The sequence below is a fragment of the Streptomyces phyllanthi genome (assembly GCF_009377205.1).
Lineage (GTDB): Bacteria > Actinomycetota > Actinomycetes > Streptomycetales > Streptomycetaceae > Streptomyces > Streptomyces phyllanthi.
On sequence record NZ_VJZE01000070.1, the window covers coordinates 1 to 18,332 of the forward strand.

The 18,332-nt window shown below is 71.2% G+C and carries 15 protein-coding genes and 1 pseudogene; 10 read left to right on the top strand and 6 right to left on the bottom strand.

All coding sequences use genetic code 11. The features are described from left to right. Positions 1–226: 226 nt before the first annotated feature. Complete coding sequence (locus tag FNH04_RS13120) at positions 227–1,837, top strand: alpha/beta hydrolase (RefSeq protein WP_152783677.1); 1,611 nt, start codon at positions 227–229, stop codon at positions 1,835–1,837. A 6-nt stretch (positions 1,838–1,843) separates the two neighbouring features. On the opposite strand, the gene hemQ is transcribed toward FNH04_RS13120, so the two are convergent. After that, positions 1,844–2,575 (bottom strand): hydrogen peroxide-dependent heme synthase, encoded by a 732-nt coding sequence (gene hemQ, locus FNH04_RS13125; RefSeq protein WP_152783679.1) that lies wholly within the window; start codon positions 2,573–2,575, stop codon positions 1,844–1,846. A gap of 4 nt (positions 2,576–2,579) precedes the next feature. Then, positions 2,580–4,028 carry a protoporphyrinogen oxidase gene (gene hemG / locus FNH04_RS13130; RefSeq protein ID WP_152783681.1) on the bottom strand — a complete coding sequence of 483 codons (1,449 nt, stop codon included), beginning with the start codon at positions 4,026–4,028 and terminating at the stop codon, positions 2,580–2,582. A gap of 187 nt (positions 4,029–4,215) precedes the next feature. On the opposite strand from hemG, the gene FNH04_RS13135 reads away from it, so the two are divergent. Together FNH04_RS13135 and FNH04_RS13140 are read left to right on the top strand one after the other, a co-directional pair. Further along, positions 4,216–5,220 carry a DUF4349 domain-containing protein gene (locus tag FNH04_RS13135; RefSeq protein ID WP_152783683.1) on the top strand — a complete coding sequence of 335 codons (1,005 nt, stop codon included), beginning with the start codon at positions 4,216–4,218 and terminating at the stop codon, positions 5,218–5,220. 76 nt (positions 5,221–5,296) lie between these two features. Then, positions 5,297–6,745, top strand: coding sequence for an FAD-dependent oxidoreductase (locus tag FNH04_RS13140; protein WP_152783685.1), 1,449 nt, complete (start codon positions 5,297–5,299; stop codon positions 6,743–6,745). Positions 6,746–6,857: 112 nt separating this feature from the next. Here FNH04_RS13140 and FNH04_RS13145 read toward each other — a convergent pair whose 3' ends face one another. Continuing rightward, complete coding sequence (locus tag FNH04_RS13145) at positions 6,858–7,181, bottom strand: hypothetical protein (RefSeq protein ID WP_152783686.1); 324 nt, start codon at positions 7,179–7,181, stop codon at positions 6,858–6,860. Between the two features lie 108 nt (positions 7,182–7,289). On the opposite strand from FNH04_RS13145, the gene FNH04_RS13150 reads away from it, so the two are divergent. Then, positions 7,290–8,108, top strand: coding sequence for a rhomboid family intramembrane serine protease (locus tag FNH04_RS13150; protein ID WP_322722997.1), 819 nt, complete (start codon positions 7,290–7,292; stop codon positions 8,106–8,108). Between the two features lie 111 nt (positions 8,109–8,219). Here the strand turns inward: FNH04_RS13150 and FNH04_RS47555 are convergent. Continuing rightward, positions 8,220–8,553 (bottom strand): annotated as a pseudogene (locus tag FNH04_RS47555) (family 43 glycosylhydrolase); the annotation flags it as partial. 418 nt (positions 8,554–8,971) lie between these two features. Here FNH04_RS47555 and FNH04_RS13160 point away from each other — a divergent pair. Beyond that, positions 8,972–10,618, top strand: coding sequence for a hypothetical protein (locus FNH04_RS13160; RefSeq protein ID WP_152783688.1), 1,647 nt, complete (start codon positions 8,972–8,974; stop codon positions 10,616–10,618). A gap of 539 nt (positions 10,619–11,157) precedes the next feature. Here FNH04_RS13160 and FNH04_RS13165 read toward each other — a convergent pair. After that, entirely contained in the window at positions 11,158–12,780 is a 1,623-nt protein-coding gene (locus FNH04_RS13165) for a multicopper oxidase family protein (protein ID WP_152783690.1), read from the bottom strand. A gap of 83 nt (positions 12,781–12,863) precedes the next feature. Further along, positions 12,864–13,358, bottom strand: coding sequence for a DUF6153 family protein (locus tag FNH04_RS13170; RefSeq protein WP_228031338.1), 495 nt, complete (start codon positions 13,356–13,358; stop codon positions 12,864–12,866). Between the two features lie 331 nt (positions 13,359–13,689). Between FNH04_RS13170 and FNH04_RS13175 the strand changes: the two genes are divergently transcribed. The 5 genes from FNH04_RS13175 (at position 13,690) to FNH04_RS13195 (ending at position 18,151) form a co-directional block, all read left to right on the top strand. After that, entirely contained in the window at positions 13,690–14,052 is a 363-nt protein-coding gene (locus FNH04_RS13175) for a cupredoxin domain-containing protein (RefSeq protein WP_152783694.1), read from the top strand. A 253-nt stretch (positions 14,053–14,305) separates the two neighbouring features. Beyond that, positions 14,306–14,599, top strand: a complete 294-nt coding sequence (locus tag FNH04_RS13180) for a heavy-metal-associated domain-containing protein (RefSeq protein ID WP_152783696.1) — start codon at positions 14,306–14,308, stop codon at positions 14,597–14,599. 112 nt (positions 14,600–14,711) lie between these two features. Then, on the top strand, positions 14,712–17,003 hold the full coding sequence (locus FNH04_RS13185; RefSeq protein ID WP_152783698.1) for a heavy metal translocating P-type ATPase: 2,292 nt from the start codon (positions 14,712–14,714) through the stop codon (positions 17,001–17,003). Between the two features lie 184 nt (positions 17,004–17,187). After that, a complete protein-coding gene (locus FNH04_RS13190) occupies positions 17,188–17,631 on the top strand; it encodes a MarR family winged helix-turn-helix transcriptional regulator (RefSeq protein ID WP_152783700.1) in 444 nt (147 codons plus the stop codon). Further along, positions 17,624–18,151, top strand: coding sequence for an aspartate carbamoyltransferase (locus tag FNH04_RS13195; protein ID WP_152783702.1), 528 nt, complete (start codon positions 17,624–17,626; stop codon positions 18,149–18,151). Before FNH04_RS13190 ends, FNH04_RS13195 begins: the two co-directional genes overlap by 8 nt. Positions 18,152–18,332: the final 181 nt, after the last annotated feature.

Consider the following 18,332-nt stretch of genomic DNA (forward strand, 5'->3'; position numbering starts at 1 on the left):
CGGTCCGATCGACGACCCCGGGTCCCCGGTCCCGGTGACGCCGTCCCCGGCCGCGTACAGCCTGCCGCCCGCGGCGACCCGCCCCAAGGACGCGGATCAGGGGTAGCACCCGGGCCACGGGCGCTATCAGGGGCAATGCCCCCTCCCCCGGCGGCCCGGTTGCTTTACTTCCCTCCCCTTCGAACGAAATATCCCTTTTATTGCCGCCGCGCTGAAGGGATACGCGATGAGAGCTGTCGTGCTCTACGGAACCGCCGGGTCCTTGGTCCTGACCGCCCTGGTCGCCGCCCCGGCGGGCGGTGACGACCGGTGGCCCGCCGTCCGGGCCGCCGTCCGGCCCGCCGCCGAGACGCGCGGCACCGTGCTCGCCGCCCAGCGGGCCGAGGACGAGGGCATCCGGTTCGGCAGGTGCCCCGGGCACCAGGAACTGCCCGCCGGTCTCCGGTGCGGCACGGTCACGGTGCCCCTCGACTACGCCCGTCCCGACGGCAGGAGGATCAAGCTGACCGTGAGCCGGATCAAGGCCACGGGCAAGGGCCCCGGCGGGAAGAAGGTGGCGCGGCAGGGCGCCCTCGTCTACAACCCCGGCGGGCCCGGCGCCTCGGGCATGGCCTTCCCCCTGGCCGGCCGCGTCCCGGAGTGGAAGCGGCTCGCGGCCGCGTACGACCTGGTCGGGTACGCGCCCCGCGGGGTGGGCCGTTCGGCACCGCTGTCCTGTCAGGACCCGCGACGCTTCCAGCAGGCGCCCTCGAAGTCCCCGACGCACCCCTCGAAGGCCTACAAGAAGGAGCGCGCCGCCCAGGCCAGGGCGTACGCGCGCGGCTGCGCGAAGCGGAGCGGCAGCAAGCTGCGGCACTACCACTCGCTCAACAACGCGCGTGACCTGGACGTGTTGCGGGCCGCGCTGGGCGAGCACCGGCTGACGTTCCTGGGTGCCTCGTACGGCACGTACTTCGGCGCCCTGTACGCGGCGATGTTCCCTTCGCACGTGCGCCGCATGGTCTTCGACTCGGCGGTGAACCCCTCGCCCCACCAGGTCTGGTACCACAACAACCTCGACCAGTCGGCCGCCTTCGAGGGCCGCTGGGCGGACTTCCGGGCGTGGGTGGCCCGGCACGACCGGGCGTACGGGCTCGGGAACACCCCGAAGGAGGTGCTGAAGAGCTACGAGCGGGCGCGGGCGCGGCTGGCGTCCAGGCCCGCGGGCGGCAAGGTGGGGCCGGCGCAGCTGCACGGCGCCCTGCTGAAGGCCGCGTACTACGACGACGTCTGGCCCTCGCGGGCGCAGGCGCTGTCCGCGTATCTGAAGGGCGACCCGAAGCCGCTGGTCCGGCTGGCCGCTCCGCAGCCGGGGGCCGCCGTCCCGGAGGAGAACGCCCAGGCGGTCTACACGGCCGTCGAGTGCAACGACGCGCCCTGGCCGACCGAGTGGCGCGTCTGGGACCGCGACAACACGCGGCTCGCGCGCACGGCGCCCTTCGAGACCTGGGACAACGCGTGGATGAACCTGCCGTGCGCGTTCTGGCCGGTGCCCCGGCAGCAGCCACTCGATGTCCGCACGGGCCCCGGTGAACTGCCGCCGACACTGATCATGGCCGCCGAACGGGATGCGGCGACACCGTACGAAGGGGCACTCGAACTGCACCGGCGGCTGTCCGGCTCGGTGCTGGTGACCGAGCGGGAGGCGGGCACGCACGGCATCGGGGGCGGGGAGAACCCGTGCGTGAACGGCTATATGGAGGCGTACCTCCTGGAGGGCCGCCTCCCGGAGCGGCACGCGGCGTGCGGCCCGCACCCGGAGCCCAGGCCGAAGGCCCGGGGCGGCCGCTCCCGGTAGGGCCTGTCAGGCGAGTCCGGAGACCAGCTCGGCCACCGACTTGCGGCGGCCCGTGTAGAACGGGACCTCCTCGCGGACGTGCATACGGGCCTCCGAGGCACGCAGATGGCGCATGAGGTCGACGATGCGGTAGAGCTCGTCGGCCTCGAAGGCCAGGATCCACTCGTAGTCGCCGAGGGAGAACGACGCCACCGTGTTGGCGCGCACGTCGGGGTAGCCGCGGGCCATCTTGCCGTGGTCGGCGAGCATACGGCGGCGGTCCTCGTCGGGCAGCAGATACCAGTCGTAGCTGCGCACGAAGGGGTAGACGCTGACGTAGTCGCGGGGCGTCTCGTCGGCGAGGAACGCCGGGATGTGCGAGCGGTTGAACTCGGCGGGGCGATGCAGCGCCATGTTCGACCACACGGGCGTGAGCGCGCGGCCCAGCCGGGTGCGGCGGAAGAGGTTGTACGCCTCCTGAAGCTGGTCGCTCGTCTCGGCGTGCCACCAGATCATGAGGTCGGCGTCGGCGCGCAGCCCCGACACGTCGTACGTGCCGCGGATCGTCACGTCCTTGGCGGCGAGCTGGTCGAAGAGCTCCTGGACCTCGTCGGCGTATCCCGCGCGGTCCTCGGGGAGCACGTCCTTCAGCTTGAAGACCGACCAGAGCGTGTAGCGGATGACCTCGTTCAGGTCCTTGGCCAGCTTGCCCTTGTTCGGGATCCGGGCCGCGTCGGTGGTGGGGGCGTCGTCACTCATGTGCCTATTCTCCCGCTCCGCCGTGCAGGCTCTGCACCGGGTCGGCGGTGAGCTGCTCCACACCGGCGAGATCACCGCGCAGCTGGTCCACCGCGGCGTACGCGCTCGCGACGCAGGCCGGGATGCCGACACCGTCGTACGCCGCGCCGCACACGGCCAGGCCGGGCAGCTTCGCCACGTGCTCGCGGACACGGGCCACGCGCGCGTGGTGGCCGACGGGGTACTGGGGCAGCCCGTCGTTCCACCGGGTGACGCGGGTCTCGACGGGCTCGGCGGTCAGCCCGGTGGCCTCGCGCAGGTCGTGCCGGGAGACGGCCACGAGGTGCTCGTCGTCGCGGGTGAGGATCTCCGTCTCGCCGTACCGCCCGACGGAGGTCCGCAGCACGAGGACACCGGGGTCCTCGTCCGCGATCCAGCCCCACTTCCGGGAGGCGAAGGTGGACGCCTTGATGGTCCGCCCGTCGACCGGGGGTACGAGGAAACCGCTGCCCTCGGGGAGGGCCGTGCCGGCGCGGCGGTAGGCGAGGGTCACGAGGGCCATCGAGGCGTACTCGACGGCGGCCAGCTCGGCCGCGGCGGCGGGCGCCTCGGCGCGCAGCAGCACGGCGGCGACCGGGGCGGGGACGGCCACGACGACCGCGTCGGCGTGCAGCACCCGGTCACCGGTGACGACACGCCACGACTCGTCCGCCCTGCGCAGCCCGGTCACCGGTGTCCCGGTCAGGATCTCGCCGCCCCGCGCGCGCACCGACTCGGCCACGGCGAGCGGCAGTCGGCCCACTCCGCCCTCGATGCCCATGAAGACCGGCCCGGTCTGCTGGGCGGCGGCCCCGGCCTGGATCTCGCGGACGGCCTCCGTCAGGGACGCGTGGGTGCGGGCCGCCCTGAAGAGCTGGGGGACGGCCGAGCGCATCGAGATGCGGTAGGCGTCGCCCGCGTAGACGCCCCCCAGGAGGGGTTCCACCAGGCGGTCGACGACCTCACGGCCGAGACGGGCCGCCACGTACTCCCCCACCGCCACGTCGTCGCCGAACTCCGTGCGGGGCAGGTCCGCGTCGCGCTCGATGCGCTTCAGACCCTCGTCGGAGAGCACCCCCGAGAGCGCGGACGCGGTGCCGGGCACGCCCATGACGTGGCCCTTGGGCATGGGCCGGAGGGCGCCCCGGGTCCAGATCGAGGCGGTGGCCGTGGCGGGGGGCTGGAGCCGGTCGGTGAGGCCCACCTCGCGCGCCAGTGCGACCGCCTCGGGGCGGCGTGCCAGCATCGACTCGGCGCCGAGGTCCACCCGTACGCCCGCGATCTCGCCGGGCAGCAGCTTGCCGCCGACCCGGTCCGAGGCCTCCAGGACGGTCACGCGCGCACCACGGTCCAGCAGCCGGTGCGCGGCTGCCAGCCCCGCGATCCCGCCTCCGATAACGACGACCTGTCCCGCGTCCGCAGCTGATCCACGCATGGCTCCACCTTCTCAGACCGCACCGACGGCCGGACGGGCGGCCGTACGTCCCGCTGCTCCAGCCGGTGACCGGTGTCCTGGGCGAGTCCCGACCGTGACCACATCGCGACCGGAACCGGCCAACGTCCCGGCCCGCTCCGGCGTCGAAGGAATGTCAGTCACGACGACCCTCGGGGGGTAAGCCGACATGGCCGATACGCGCGTACGACGTTCCGGGCGACCGGTGCGGATCCTGGCGGCGGTGTTCCTCGCCGCCGCCCTGGGGCTCACGGGGTGCAGCGGCGCCGCCGACGACGGCTCCGCCGGTTCGGGCGTGGCCGACAAGGCCGCGGGGCATGAGGAGGCGGCGCAGGGCGCCGGTGCGGGCGCCGCCGACAGCGCCAAGAGCGGGCAGAACCAGGCCCAGGCCACCAAGGCGCCCGACATCACCGCGAGCCACATCATCCGCACGGCTTCACTGACCGTGCAGGTCAAGGACGTACCGGAGGCCCTGGACGAGGCCCGCACCGCCACCGAGAACGCGGGCGGCTTCGTCGGCAACGAGACCACCACCCGCGACGGCGACGGCCGTGAGCGCACCCGTGTCGTCCTGCGCGTGCCCACCGGCGAGTACGACGAGGTCCTCGCCGACCTGGAGGGCGTGGGCAAGCTGATCGACCGCAGGAAGAAGGCCGAGGACGTCACCGAGCAGGTCGTCGACGTGGACAGCCGTATCAAGTCGCAGCGGGCCAGCGTGGTCCGTATCCGGGAGCTGATGGACCAGGCGACCAAGCTCAGCGACGTGGTCACCCTGGAGGGCGAGCTGAGCCGCCGTCAGGCCGACCTGGAGTCCCTGCTCGCCCAGCAGCAGTCCCTGAAGGACCGCACGAGCCTCGCCACCATCACGCTCTCGCTCTCCGAGACCCCGGTGAAGAAGGCCGACAAGGACGAGGACCCGGGCGTCCTGGACGCGCTGGCGGGCGGCTGGAACGCCTTCGTCGCCGCGCTCCGCTGGCTGGTGGTCGCGGTCGCCGCGGTCCTGCCGTTCGCGGTGTCCCTGGCCCTGCTGGTGGTGCTGTGGGTGCGGGTCGTACGGCCCCGGCTGCAGCGGCGGCCGGCCACCACGTCCCCGATGCCCCCGCTGGGGCCGCTGCCGACAGCCCGTCCGGCACCGGAGACCGGGCGCTCGCAGCCCGACAGCGAACAGGACTGAACCAGGGCTGAACCAGGACTGACCGAGACGGGACGACGAACGGGCCTGAAGCGCCCCGCCCCCGTAGCGTGTTCGCATGAGCATGAGCCGTACGAGGGACACGCGGGACAGGCGGGAACGACTGGTCGTGGTCGGCGGTGACGCGGCGGGCATGTCCGCCGCGTCGCAGGCACGCCGGCTGCGGGGACCGGACGAGTTGGAGATCGTGGCGTTCGAACGCGGCCGTTTCACCTCCTTCTCGGCGTGCGGCATCCCGTACTGGGTGGGCGGCGAGGTCACAGAACGGGACCAGCTCGTCGCCCGCACGCCGGAGGAGCACCGGGAGCGCGGGATCGACCTGCGGCTGCGTACGGAGGTCACGGAGATCGATGTCCCGGGAGCGCGCGTCCGCGCGCGGGACCTCGACTCCGGGGCCGAGTCCTGGACGCCGTACGACCAACTCGTGATCGCGACCGGCGCCCGCCCGATCCGCCCGCCGCTGCCCGGGGTCGACGCCCCCGGCGTCCACGGGGTCCAGACCCTGGACGACGGCCAGGCCCTCCTCGACACGCTGTCCGCCACCGAGGGCCACCGCGCGGTCGTGGTCGGGGCCGGCTACATCGGCGTGGAGATGGCCGAGGCGCTCATCAACCGCGGGTACGAGGTGACGGTCGTCAACCGCGGCGCGGAGCCCATGTCCACGCTCGACCCCGACATGGGCCGTCTGGTGCACGAGGCCATGGAGGGCATGGGCATCACCATGGTGAACAACGCCGAGGTCACCAAGCTGCTGACGGGCGGTGGGGGCACCTCCCTGCTCGAGCGAAGCCGAGAGCTTGGGGGAAGCCGCGTACGGGCGGTCGCCACGGACGACGCCGAGTACCCGGCCGACGTGGTGGTCCTGGGCATCGGCGTACGCCCGGAGACGGCGCTCGCCAGGGCGGCCGGGCTGCCCCTGGGCGAGCACGGCGGCCTGCTCACCGATCGGGCGATGCGGGTACGCGGCCACGAGAACATCTGGGCGGGCGGCGACTGCGTGGAGGTCCTGGACCTGCTCTCCGGGCGCGAACGGCACATCGCCCTGGGCACGCACGCCAACAAGCACGGGCAGATCATCGGCACCAACGTCGGCGGCGGGTACGCCACGTTCCCCGGGGTCGTCGGTACGGCGGTGAGCAAGGTCTGCGACCTGGAGATCGCCCGCACCGGCCTGCGCGAGAAGGACGCGCGCCGGGCGGGCCTCCAGTACGTGACGGTCACCATCGAGTCGACGAGCCGCGCCGGCTACTACCCGAACGCCGCCCCCATGACCGTCAAGATGCTTGCCGAACGACGCACGGGCCGCCTCCTCGGCACCCAGATCGTCGGCCGCGAGGGCGCGGGCAAACGCGTCGACATCGCCGCGGTCGCCCTGACGGCAGGCATGACGGTGGAACAGATGACAACCCTGGACCTGGGCTACGCACCCCCGTTCTCACCAGTGTGGGACCCGGTACTGGTGGCGGCGAGGAAGGCGGTGGCGGAAGTTCGGCGCCATGCCGAGTAAGGTGGCGCCCCACCCACCCAGGGGCGCGGGGAACTGCGCGCCCAGCCACATCGAACCCGCAGCCGCAAACCCGCAGCGCCCCCCACGGCGCCCAACCGCCCAACCAGCGGAGCTAAGCCGTTCCGTTGATCCGCTCGATCGCCTGCCGGGCCTGCTCCGCCGGCGGCCGCGACGGCAGCGACGACACGGAGGCGCTCGCGGACATCGCGGGCGGCTGCTCGGCCGACGGCTTCGCGTGGGCGGCGGCCGCGCGCGCGGAGCGCAGCCGGTGGCTGACGGCCTCGTCGAGGGTCACCGGCCGCTGCATCTGCGCGGCGAGTCGGCCGGCCTCCTGGCCGAGCCGGGCCACGTCCTCCCAGGGCAGGCGCAGCACCAGGGCGATCTCGGCCTCACCGTCGGGAGTGGCGTGCATCGAAGGGTTGACTCGGTCGTTCATCGCCTGTTCCTCACGTAGTTCTCGCTTCGTGGGCGTTGAAGGGTCATACGCACCCGGGGACGGGCGTGTTCACCGGTTCGCCCACCCTTTCCGGGGCACACGTCCCTTGTGGTCATCCCCGTCCATGACGTGAACCCCGTGCGCCGCACGCCGTACGTGACGTACACGCTGATCGCCGTCAACGTGCTCGTCTTCCTCTTCATGCCGGGTCTCGCCGGCTCGGTGGCGGGCGACAGCGGCGTGACGCAGCTGTGTCACCTCCACGCCTTCCTGGAGCAGTACGCGGCGGTGCCTCAGGAGCTGATCCACCAGCGGCTGCCGCGGGCGGTGCCCACGGGCGAGGCGTTCGTCGGACAGCAGGGCCCCGGGTGTGTGCTGGGCCCGCCGGACTACGACAAGTCGCCCCCGCTGTCAGTGCTCACGGCGATGTTCCTGCACGGCGGCTGGCTGCACCTGCTGGGCAACATGCTCTTTCTGCTGATCTTCGGGAACAACATCGAGGACCGGCTGGGGCATGTGCGGTTCGCGCTGTTCTACGTGGCGTGCGGCTACGCGGCGGCGTACGGCTACGCGCTCGCGAACGCCGACTCGAGCGACCCGCTGATCGGCGCGTCCGGTGCGATCGCCGGGGTGCTGGGCGCGTATCTGGTGCTGTATCCGAAGGCCAGGGTCTGGGTCCTGGTCCCGTTCCTGATCTTCCTGCCGCTACGGCTGCCCGCGTGGATCGTGCTGGGCTTCTGGTTCGGGCTCCAGGCGGTGTACTCGTCGGGCGAGGGCATCTCCGCGGCCGGAACGGTGGCGTACACGGCCCACGTCGTCGGCTTCGTCGCGGGCATGCTGCTGGCCTGGCCGCTCCGGCCCGGCACCCCGCCGCCACCGGAGCCACGGGGTCTGCTGTTCGGCAGGCGGGCACGGCCGCACTGGTGAGACGGCGAAGCCGGCCTCGACGCGAGTCCCGCACATGCCGACGGCCCGAAAGCAAGCCATCTCCCGGGAGGCTCACCTCCCCGGATCGGTTCGATCGCCGTGCTGGGTCCAGGCACGTCGCCCACGGTCGGCCGTGGTGGTCCACGAAGAAGTTGTCGTGGCCTGCGCCGACACCCGCGGTCCACCGCTGGGAGTACGGGCCCTCGAAGGTGTCCGAGACGGCGACGACCGCGTCGTACTGGTGCTGCCGACGCCCCGGTCCGGGCTTGTCGCAGGCGTACCGCCTGGTGCCGTCGGGACGGGCCGACGTCCGGTCCCAGGCGGCCTGGAGGAGGTAGTACCTGCCCTCGTACTTGAACACGTAGGCGCCTTCGAGGTACGGCTCGGGTGAGTAGGGCTTCTGCTGGAACCTCGGGAGGTTCGTGGTCGGGACGATGTCCTCCAAGCGGGGAGCGACTCGGCTCCATGAAGCCCGCGAGCGCGTCGCCGATCGCGCTCATCGACATGGCCGTCCACGGAGCCCAGCACAAGGCGCACGGCTCCTGGTTCATTGTGAGAGAGCCCGGTCATGAGCCGGGACCACCACGCTCGGCCTCCTCACCGAGCGGCCTTGCGGTCCGGCCGCCGACGCGAGTTCTCCCGGGTGTACGCCTTGACCGAGTCGATGGGCGGACGTATTCCAGGGAGACCCGAATAGTCGGGCACACCGGCACTGCCGGAGAGGCGGCACGACACAGCGCAGGTTGGGGGGAAGCGCGCTACGGAGGATGAGGCCGGGCATGCGACCGAGATGCTGATCGACTCTCATTCCACCGCTCCTTGGGCTTTCGTGGCTGTCGCCTGCCGCCGGAAGGGAGGGACACATGTCCCCGAAGGGCACGGCACAACCAGGCGCGGAGAAGTATCAGGTCCCCGCTGAGTCGACGCCCGCCGAGCTGCTGGAGCGGGCACGCGGCCGGTTCTACTCGGACCCCAACGTCATCGGGGTCGGCATCGGGCAGCGACGCGTGGGAGGCCAGGCACAGTCCGGTCAGGTCGCGCTGATCGTCTACGTGAAGGAGAAGCTGGAGGAAGCCCAGCTGGCGAAGGAAGACCAAGCGGTACTGGTACCGCGCGAGTTCGAGGGCATCGGCACCGACGTGGTCGCGCCGTACGGCCCCGACTCTCCCGCGGAAGCGCTGGGCGTCAGCGACAGCCACCGGCACTCCGTCGACATGATGAACATCGACCGGGTACGCCTGCACGAGCAGTGGACGGCAGGGCAGAACGGACAGGAGCTGCCCTTCCAGGGAACCATCCACGACTACGGCGACATCGAGGTCATCCAGGACGACGGCACCCTCGTGCAGACCGTCAACGGCCTGCCCGAGGTGGACTTCGTCCGGGCGTACAAGCTGTTCCGGCTCAAGAACCCGGACATCTACGACTTCGTGTCCTTCTTCACGGACACGGCGAGCGGCATGCCCCCGCAGGGCGGATCCTCCTGGTACTGGCCGATCCACAACGACACACAGGGCATCGGCTACCCGGTCTTCAGCAGCCGTCCGGCTCTCGGCACGAACAAGCTCCAGGGGATCCTCTTCCTCAATCAGGGGCACTTCCCCGTCTGGCGGTACGTCATGCTCCAGGAACAGGGGCACCGCTGGAGCAGCTTCGTCCCCTACCGCGACAGCCAGAACGGCCCCAACCTGACCGACCACATGCTGGGCGGATTCGCCCACTGGGCGGCCGAGTTCGACGACGACCGCTCCCCCATGGACTACGACGTCCACGACTGGGTGGACATCGGCGGAGGGCAGTGGCAACGCGTCTCGCTCGCGTCGGACCAGCGTGAGTACTGCGAGCTCGACCTCTACCTCATGGGTGCGATCGGGCCGGACGAGGTCGGCGACATGAACCTGTTGTCGAACATCACCAACGTGTCCGGCAACACCTTCAGCGCCAACAACAAGCGCCTCGAGATCGACAACTTCCTCTGGGCCAACGGGGCGCGGGTTCCCCACGCCAGTGCCTCCCAGAAGCAGTTCAAGCACGGCTTCTGCCTGCTCACCAAGGACTTCAGCAGGGCCCACGACCTGGCCGACCGTATCGATCAGCTGCGTCGCCGGTTCGAGGCGGACTTCCGTGCCGCCACCAAGGGGCTGCTGTCGGTCGACACCACCATCGGCCCCCTGCGCCGCGAAGCACAGCCCGGGGAGATCACCGAGCTCACCGGCGGCGGTTACACCTCGCTGCACCGCCACCAGGTGACGCCGTACGACCTGAACGTCACCGGCGTGCAGTACAACGGGTCCGTCCAGCCAGGGCAGACGCAGTACCTGTTCACGTACGGCTGGTCGCCCGTATGGCACATCGACTGGTCGGCCCGGCCCACGACGGCCGGTGGGAAGGTCACCTCCTCCGTGGAGATCGAGCGCGACGGCAACGGACTGTTCACGTACTGGATCACGGTCAGGAACACCGGTTCTGTCGCCACCGGCTACGAGCTGCGTTTCGCGCGGCTGCGCTGACCCACAACCGGAGAGTGATCATGCGACTGACCATCGAAGTATCCGAGGGACCAGCCGACATCAGGGTCGGACATGCGGACACCGCAGGGCCTCGCTCGCCAGGTGAGGTGGCGGTGCCGACGTCCGTCCCCGCCGGAGCACTCGACGCCGGAGCGGACAGCACCCCTCGGCCGCCGGAATCGACGGCCACCGCTTCGCCGCCACAGCAACGCGGAGTCGGGCCCGCGGGACAGGGCGTCCCCGGAGTGCCGGCAGGCGTGATCGCCCTACCAGGTCCGGGCATCCCGGCTGGTCAGGCCCGGTCCGCCGGCCCCGGACCTGAGGTGTACGACACCGGAGCGAGGCGCCCCTCCCCCGGCCTCGCGGTCGACATCGTGCCGGGCGCGGGCCCGGTCATCAGCTGACCGCATATCACGGCGGGCGGACCGAAGGACATGCTCCGCCCGCCGCAACCCGCAATGGACCGGACGTACCCACCGTCGGCCGATGGGCCCGCCCGGACGGCGCGAGGGGACGGTCAGGCCGGTGCAAGGGGACGGTCAGGCCGGATAGGCCACGTTCGCCATCATCCCGGCTTCGCCGTGGTAGGCGTTGTGGCAGTGCAGCATCCACTGGCCCGGGTTGTCTGCGTCGAAGAAGACGGACAGCTTTTTCTTGGGCAGCACGATCGCGGTGTCCTTACGGGGACCGGAGGTGCCGATCCGGTACGTGTGGCCGTGCAGGTGCATCGGGTGCCACATGTCGGTGTCGTTGGCGAAGTCGAGCCGTACGCGCTGCCCCTCCTCGATGAGGATCGCATTCGCCTCGGGGTTGTCCATGTCGAAGGGCTTGCCGTTGATGGCCCAGTTGTACTTGTCCATGCCCCCGGTCAGTTGAATCCGGTGCGTCACGTCCGTCTCGGCGGACTTCAGGCGCACGTCGTCGGCGGCTCGCAGCTGGGAAGCCGTCATGATCACGCCGTCGAGTTCCTTCGGGCGGACGGTGGCCTTCGGGGCACTGCCCGAGCCCGTGCGCACCAGGGCGAACCCGTTCGCGTCCTTGCCCTCGGCGACGGCGACGAGCGGGAAGACCCCGTCCCCGAGGGTGACGAGCACGTCGTACCGCTCCCCCATGCCGACGAGCAGGGCGTCCACCTCCTGGTGCCGGACCGGGAAGCCGTCGGTGTGGGTGATGGCCAGCCTGTGGTCGCCGAGGGCCACCCGGTACGCGGTGTCCCCGCCCGCGTTGATGATCCGCAGCCGCACCTTCCTGCCGGGCTTGCCGGTGTAGACGTCCGGATCGGCCGCCACCCGGCCGTTGATCAGGTGGTGGGGGTACTTCACGTCGCCGGCGTCGCCGCCGAGCAGGTCGCTCTCGGCGCCCATGAGCATGAACTTCATCGACATTCCGCCGGATGAGGAGGCGGAGGCCGAGGGGGACTCGGAGTCCCCCATGTCCATCCCGCCCATGTCCCCCATGTCGTGGCCCGCCATGCCACTGGAGCCGCCGCTCTCCCCCATGTCGTGGCCCGCCATGCCGCCCATGCCCTGCCTGAGCTCGGTGAAGACCTCGTCGGGTGTGCCGGTGAGGCCGTCGACCCAGTCGTCGAGGACTACGACCCACTCGTCGTCGTAGGCGAGGGGCTCCCTGGGGTCCTCGACGATCAGCGGGGCGTACAGGCCGCGGTCGAGTTGGACGCCGACGTGCGGGTGGAAGAAGTACGTGCCGGGCGCGTCGGCGATGAATCGGTACGTGAAGGTGGAGCCGGCCCGGACGGCAGTCTGGGTGGCGGGCGGCACACCATCCATGTCGTTGCGCAGCGCGATGCCGTGCCAGTGGATCGACGTGGCGGTCTTGTCCGGCAGCTGGTTCGACAGCTCGGCGACCAGGGTGTCGCCGGCGGAAAGCCGGACCTCCTTGCCGGGGGAGCGTCCGTCGAAGGCCCAGGTCCTGGGCATGACACCGCCACCCAGATCGATCGTGGCCGGTGCGGCCGTCAGGGTGACCTTCTGCAGGCGTCCGGTGCTCCTGCGCTTCTTCTCTGTCGCGGCGACTGCTGAGCTGGAGGGGTCGACCAGGGCGTTGCGGCCGGAGCCACTCGCATCGGTGCAGGCAGCGAGTACTCCGGCGCCGACGGCTCCCAGTCCGGCGAGCAGGACGGATCGGCGATTGATTCCGTTCATTGTGTTGTGTCCTCTGTTTCGAAACTGCCGATGTGGTCACGGAGGGACGGCACATCACGCGGTCACGCGCCGTCCTGCGCGGCCTATATGCGCAGTTGCGAGAGGACGGACAGATCAGGCGGGGCACGGCCGACCGCACGGGCAGGGGCCCGGCTTTCCGCGGTCGGCTCAGGGTCCGCGGGCGGGGCGAGCGAGGTCTGGCCCGGCGCAGCCAGTTGCACCGAACCGACGCTCGCCGTGGTGCAGTGCTGCATGCCGGGCATGGCACAGCCACCGGAATCAACGCCGTGCGCGGGCGAATCCGAGGCGGAGGGCGCCTCGTGGCCCACCGCCGCGTGAGCTTCTTCGGGCATCGCGTGAGCCGCTTCGGGCATCGCGTGAGCCGCGTGGGCGGGAGCCGGCATGGGCGGCGGGGCCGTCATGGACGTCATGGACGTCATGGACGTCTCGTGGTGGACGAGCACGGCCAGCGCAACGCACAGGGTGAGGAATACCCCGTACGCCCAGCGGACGGCTATGCCGCCGCCGTGTGCTGCCCGTATCTCCATGGGTTCCCCTGTGCCGTGCCGACTGGTCATCGGAATCGCATCTTACCCCCAGGGGGTATCTATGGGAGACCTCCCCGCCCCATGAGATCTTTACCGGGTCGGCATCCCTCCGCCCGGCACGACGCATGCCGCGGCTCACGCGGGGCCCTCCGACGGGTCCGGCTCTCTGTGTCGGTTTCGTGATCGCGGCTCTCGCCGTGACAGGGCCCCGCGCGGCACCCCGGCTCACACCAGCGCCGTTTCGTGTTCATCGCGCGGGACGGAGACAATGGGCATACGCGATCCCGCGCTCGGGCGGCCTCGGTCTCCGTGTTCCCCGGCCCAGGCCACGTACGGGCGCCCGTCCGAAGGGTCCGGTCCGATGTCGCCTCCACGCCCGCGCAGGCGTACCGTCCCGCTGGCGCTCGGAGCAACAGGCGTCCTGCTGCTCGCGACCGCTTGTTCCGGCGGGGACGACGAACCCGCCTCGACCTCGCCCAGCGTCACGATGGAGAACTTCGCGTTCAGCCCGGCGAACCCGGAAGCGCAGCCCGGAGAGAAGATCACCGTGGTGAACAAGGACTCCGCCGCCCACACCGTCACCGCCGCGAAAGGCGAAGCCTTCGACACGGGCAACATCGCCGGTGGAGATTCCGGGTCGTTCACCGCCCCCTCGCAGGCCGGCCGATACAGCTTCGTCTGCACCCTCCACCCGAACATGACAGGCACGTTGATCGTCCGCTGAGCCGTCGGGAGAGCAGGCCCATGGGCGCTGCCGAGAGCGCCCCGGGGTCCGGGTCTCCATGAGCGTGACGGCGGGGCAGGCACCGCGCCAGGGTTGTCCGGCAGTGCGAACAGCGAGTCGGAGCCGAACGTGCGGCCGGCACCCGGGTACCGGAATACCCCTAGGGGGTATAGTGTTGGTGTCACGGACGGGACGGGATACAACGCCCCTCCCGAAAAGCGATCCACGCACCCACACTCCGAGGATGTAGCCCATGACCACCCAGGCGAACTCCAGCTCCGGCTCCTGCTGCGGCTCTTGCGGTTCCGGTGACCCGGTCGACGTCCAGGGCGTCGGCGTCACCACCGTCTACAAGGTGTCCGGCATGACCTGCGGCCACTGCGAGGGCGCGGTCGCGCAGGAGATCTCCGCGCTGGACGGGGTCACCGCGGTCAGCGCCGTGGCCAAGACCGGCGAGGTGACCGTCACCTCTGCCGCCCCGCTCGACGAGGCGGCCGTCCGTGCCGCCGTCGACGAGGCCGGCTACGAGCTCGTCGGCCGCGCCTGACAGCCTGATCCGGGGCCACGGCCCCGAACACGCGAATTCCTCCCGCGCCGGGATGTACCGCTCCGCTGATACGGACGCCGCACTCCCCCGGCCTCCCCCTGGAGACACGCCCATGACCAGCACGGCTCCCGAGAAGGCCGTTCCCGACACGGCACCCGCGCCGACCTCCGAGGTCGAGCTCTCCATCGGCGGCATGACCTGCGCCTCCTGCGCGGCCCGCATCGAGAAGAAGCTCAACCGGATGGACGGCGTCACGGCGACCGTCAACTTCGCCACCGAGAAGGCGAAGGTCGCCTACACAGGCGGCATCGAGGTCGCCGACCTCATCGCCACCGTCGAGAAGACCGGCTACACCGCCCAGGAGCCACCGCCGCCCGCCACCGCCGCGGACGGGCACGAAGGCGAAGCACAGACGCCGACAGCACCGGCGGCGGACGGGGAGCTGGCCTCCCTGCGGCAGCGTCTGTACGTGTCGCTGGTGCTCTCGGTGCCGGTCGTGCTGATGGCGATGGTCCCGGCGCTGCAGTTCGACAACTGGCAGTGGCTGTCGCTGACACTGGCCGCTCCCGTGGTCGTCTGGGGGGCGTTGCCCTTCCACAGGGCCGCCTGGACGAACGTCCGGCACGGTGCCGCGACCATGGACACCCTGGTGTCCATCGGTACGCTCGCCGCGCTCGGCTGGTCGCTGTGGGCACTGTTCTTCGGGCACGCCGGGATGCCCGGCATGCGGCACGGCTTCGAGTTCACCATCTCCCGCTCCGACGGCTCCTCCGCCATCTACCTGGAAGCCGCAGCCGGCGTCACCGCGTTCATCCTCGCCGGGCGCTACCTGGAGGCGAAGTCCAAGCGCAAGGCGGGCGCGGCCCTGCGGGCGCTGCTGGAGCTGGGCGCCAGGGACGTCTCGGTGCTGCGAGGCGGCCAGGAAGTACGTATTCCCGTCGCGCAGTTGACGGTCGGTGACCGGTTCGTCGTACGGCCGGGGGAGAAGATCGCCACCGACGGGACCGTCGTCGAGGGCGCCTCGGCGGTCGACGCCTCCATGCTCACCGGCGAGTCCGTGCCGGTGGACGTGAGCGTGGGCGACGCCGTCACCGGCGCAACCGTGAACGCCGGCGGCCGCCTGGTCGTCGAGGCGACCCGCATCGGCGCCGACACCCAGCTGGCCCGCATGGCGAAGCTGGTCGAGGATGCCCAGAACGGCAAGGCCGAGGTCCAGCGCCTGGCCGACCGAATCTCCGCGGTCTTCGTTCCCCTGGTCCTGCTGATCGCCGCGGCCACCCTCGGCGCCTGGCTCGGCATCACCGGCGACGCCACCGCCGCGTTCACCGCCGCCGTCGCGGTCCTGATCATCGCCTGCCCGTGCGCGCTGGGGCTCGCCACCCCCACCGCCCTGATGGTCGGCACCGGCCGCGGCGCCCAGCTCGGCATCCTCATCAAGGGCCCCGAAGTCCTGGAGTCCACCCGCCGCGTCGACACCATCGTCCTGGACAAGACCGGCACCGTCACCACCGGCCGGATGCAGCTTCAGGACGTGATCCCCGCACCCGGCGTGGACAAGGACGAACTGCTCCGGCTGGCAGGCGCCCTGGAACACGCCTCCGAGCACCCGATCGCCCAGGCCATCGCCGCCGGCGCTGCTGAGCAGGCCGGAAGCCTGCCCGTGCCGGAGAACTTCGAGAACGTCGCCGGCCTCGGCGTCCAGGGCGTCGTGGACGGTCATGCCGTACTCGTCGGCCGCGAGAAGCTCCTTGAAGAGTGGGTCATCGAGCTGCCGCGGGAGCTGGCCGAGGCCAAGGCCGCGGCGGAGGCCGAGGGGCGTACGGCGGTGGCCGTCGCCTGGGACGGCGAGGCGCGCGGTGTCCTCACCGTCGCCGACGCGATCAAGGAGACCAGCGCCGAAGCCGTGGCCTACCTGCGCGCGCTCGGGCTGAAGCCCGTCCTGCTGACCGGCGACAACCAGCTCGTCGCCGAGTCCGTCGCCCGCTCCGTGGGCATCGACGAGGTCATCGCCGAGGTCCTGCCCCAGGACAAGGTCGACGTCGTCAAGCGGCTGCAGGCCCAGGGCCGCACGGTCGCCATGGTCGGCGACGGCGTCAACGACGCGGCCGCCCTCGCCACCGCCGACCTCGGCCTGGCCATGGGCACCGGCACCGACGCCGCCATCGAAGCCGGCGACCTCACCCTCGTCCGCGGCGACCTGCGAGTGGCAGCTGACGCGATCCGCCTCTCCCGCAAAACCCTCGCCACCATCAAGGGCAACCTCTTCTGGGCCTTCGGCTACAACATCGCCGCCCTGCCACTCGCCGCGCTCGGCATGCTCAACCCCATGATCGCCGGCGCCGCCATGGCCTTCTCCTCGGTCTTCGTCGTCACCAACAGCCTGCGCCTGCGGTCCTTCAAGTGACCGCGAGGGCATACACCTTTCGCTGATGAGGCGCCCGGCCCCCCATGAGGCCGGGCGCCTCGGTGTCGACACAGCGAAGCGTCGTCCCCCTGTCGCTGCCCGGCTCTCGTCTTCGGGCGCGGCTCTACCGGAGGAACAGGGAAACTGGTTGCACCACCGAACCTTCTGGTTGTACGGTCGAACCATGTCCAGGGATCAGAGGGCTGATGACCCGGCCGCCCTTCAGGAGGCGCTGGGGAGCTTCGTTCGCGCCTTCGGGCTGCACCAGCCGGAAACAACCCCTTGTGGCCGGCCGATCTCGGTCTCCGAGGCACATGCCTTGAGCGAGCTCGAACAGGAAGGCGAGCTGCGGCAGGTCGAACTCACGCGTCGGCTGCGGCTGCAGAAGAGCACCGTGAGCCGACTGGTAGGTCAGCTGTCCTCCCGTGGCTGGGTGGAGCGTGCCCCGGCTCCCGACGACGGGCGCGGCGTTGTCCTGCGGCTCACCCCTGCGGGACAGCGCGCGGCGCGGAACCTGGCTGAGGCACGACGGGAGCGGTTCTCCCGGCTGCTCGGTTCGATCCCGGCCCATGAGCGAGCGGGCGTACTCCACGCCCTCGATGTGATGGTGGAGGCACTGGATGAGTAACAGCAGACACAGGGCCCTGGTGGCCGGAGCGGGCGTGGTGGCCGCCGGCGCGGTGACAGCTGTAGCCCTGGCGGCCGGCGGCTCCCAGCAGGACCCGGGCGAGGGCCGGACCGAGCGGCAGGCGTTAGTGGCCGAGCGAGGCAGAACCGTGATGCCCTTCGACCTTGAGCAGACCACCCACCGCTTCAGCCCCACGGCAACGGGGGGCATCCAGGATGTCGTGGCCGACCAGAGCGGCGACACCGAGCAGATCGAACTGATACGCGCTCACCTGCGCGAGGAGGCCGCGGCGTTCAGCCGGGGAGACTTCGCCGACCCGGCCCGGATCCACGGCACCGACATGCCCGGCCTCGCCGAACTACGGGACGGGTACGACCGCATCAAGGTGCGCTACGAGGACCGGGCCGACGGGGCCACCCTGACCTACACCACGCAGGACTCCGCACTGGTCGACGCCCTGCACGACTGGTTCGAAGCTCAGCTCGGCGACCACGGCGCGCACGCCGAGTCCGGCCATTGAAAGCCGTCGCCCGGACGTCGCGATGCAGCGCCGAGCGGGAGGCACACGCCATGGAGATCCTGCCGGCCTGGCCGCTCCGGCCCGGCATCCCGCCGCCGCCCGGGCTGCCCGAGCCGCGCGGGCTGCTGTGGGGCAGGCGGGCGCGGTCGAGCTGGAGACGTGCGGGGAGAGAGCGGCGGGA

Coding starts and splice junctions, on each gene's coding strand:
- hemG (WP_152783681.1), bottom strand. CDS start 4,028: ATGCGTGGATCAGCTGCGGACGCGGGACAGGTCGTCGTTATCGGAGGC.
- FNH04_RS13190 (WP_152783700.1), top strand. CDS start 17,188: ATGTCCAGGGATCAGAGGGCTGATGACCCGGCCGCCCTTCAGGAGGCG.
- FNH04_RS13145 (WP_152783686.1), bottom strand. CDS start 7,181: ATGAACGACCGAGTCAACCCTTCGATGCACGCCACTCCCGACGGTGAG.
- FNH04_RS13170 (WP_228031338.1), bottom strand. CDS start 13,358: ATGACCAGTCGGCACGGCACAGGGGAACCCATGGAGATACGGGCAGCA.
- FNH04_RS13160 (WP_152783688.1), top strand. CDS start 8,972: ATGTCCCCGAAGGGCACGGCACAACCAGGCGCGGAGAAGTATCAGGTC.
- FNH04_RS13185 (WP_152783698.1), top strand. CDS start 14,712: ATGACCAGCACGGCTCCCGAGAAGGCCGTTCCCGACACGGCACCCGCG.
- FNH04_RS13140 (WP_152783685.1), top strand. CDS start 5,297: ATGAGCATGAGCCGTACGAGGGACACGCGGGACAGGCGGGAACGACTG.
- FNH04_RS13135 (WP_152783683.1), top strand. CDS start 4,216: ATGGCCGATACGCGCGTACGACGTTCCGGGCGACCGGTGCGGATCCTG.
- hemQ (WP_152783679.1), bottom strand. CDS start 2,575: ATGAGTGACGACGCCCCCACCACCGACGCGGCCCGGATCCCGAACAAG.
- FNH04_RS13120 (WP_152783677.1), top strand. CDS start 227: ATGAGAGCTGTCGTGCTCTACGGAACCGCCGGGTCCTTGGTCCTGACC.
- FNH04_RS13180 (WP_152783696.1), top strand. CDS start 14,306: ATGACCACCCAGGCGAACTCCAGCTCCGGCTCCTGCTGCGGCTCTTGC.
- FNH04_RS13175 (WP_152783694.1), top strand. CDS start 13,690: ATGTCGCCTCCACGCCCGCGCAGGCGTACCGTCCCGCTGGCGCTCGGA.
- FNH04_RS13195 (WP_152783702.1), top strand. CDS start 17,624: ATGAGTAACAGCAGACACAGGGCCCTGGTGGCCGGAGCGGGCGTGGTG.
- FNH04_RS13165 (WP_152783690.1), bottom strand. CDS start 12,780: ATGAACGGAATCAATCGCCGATCCGTCCTGCTCGCCGGACTGGGAGCC.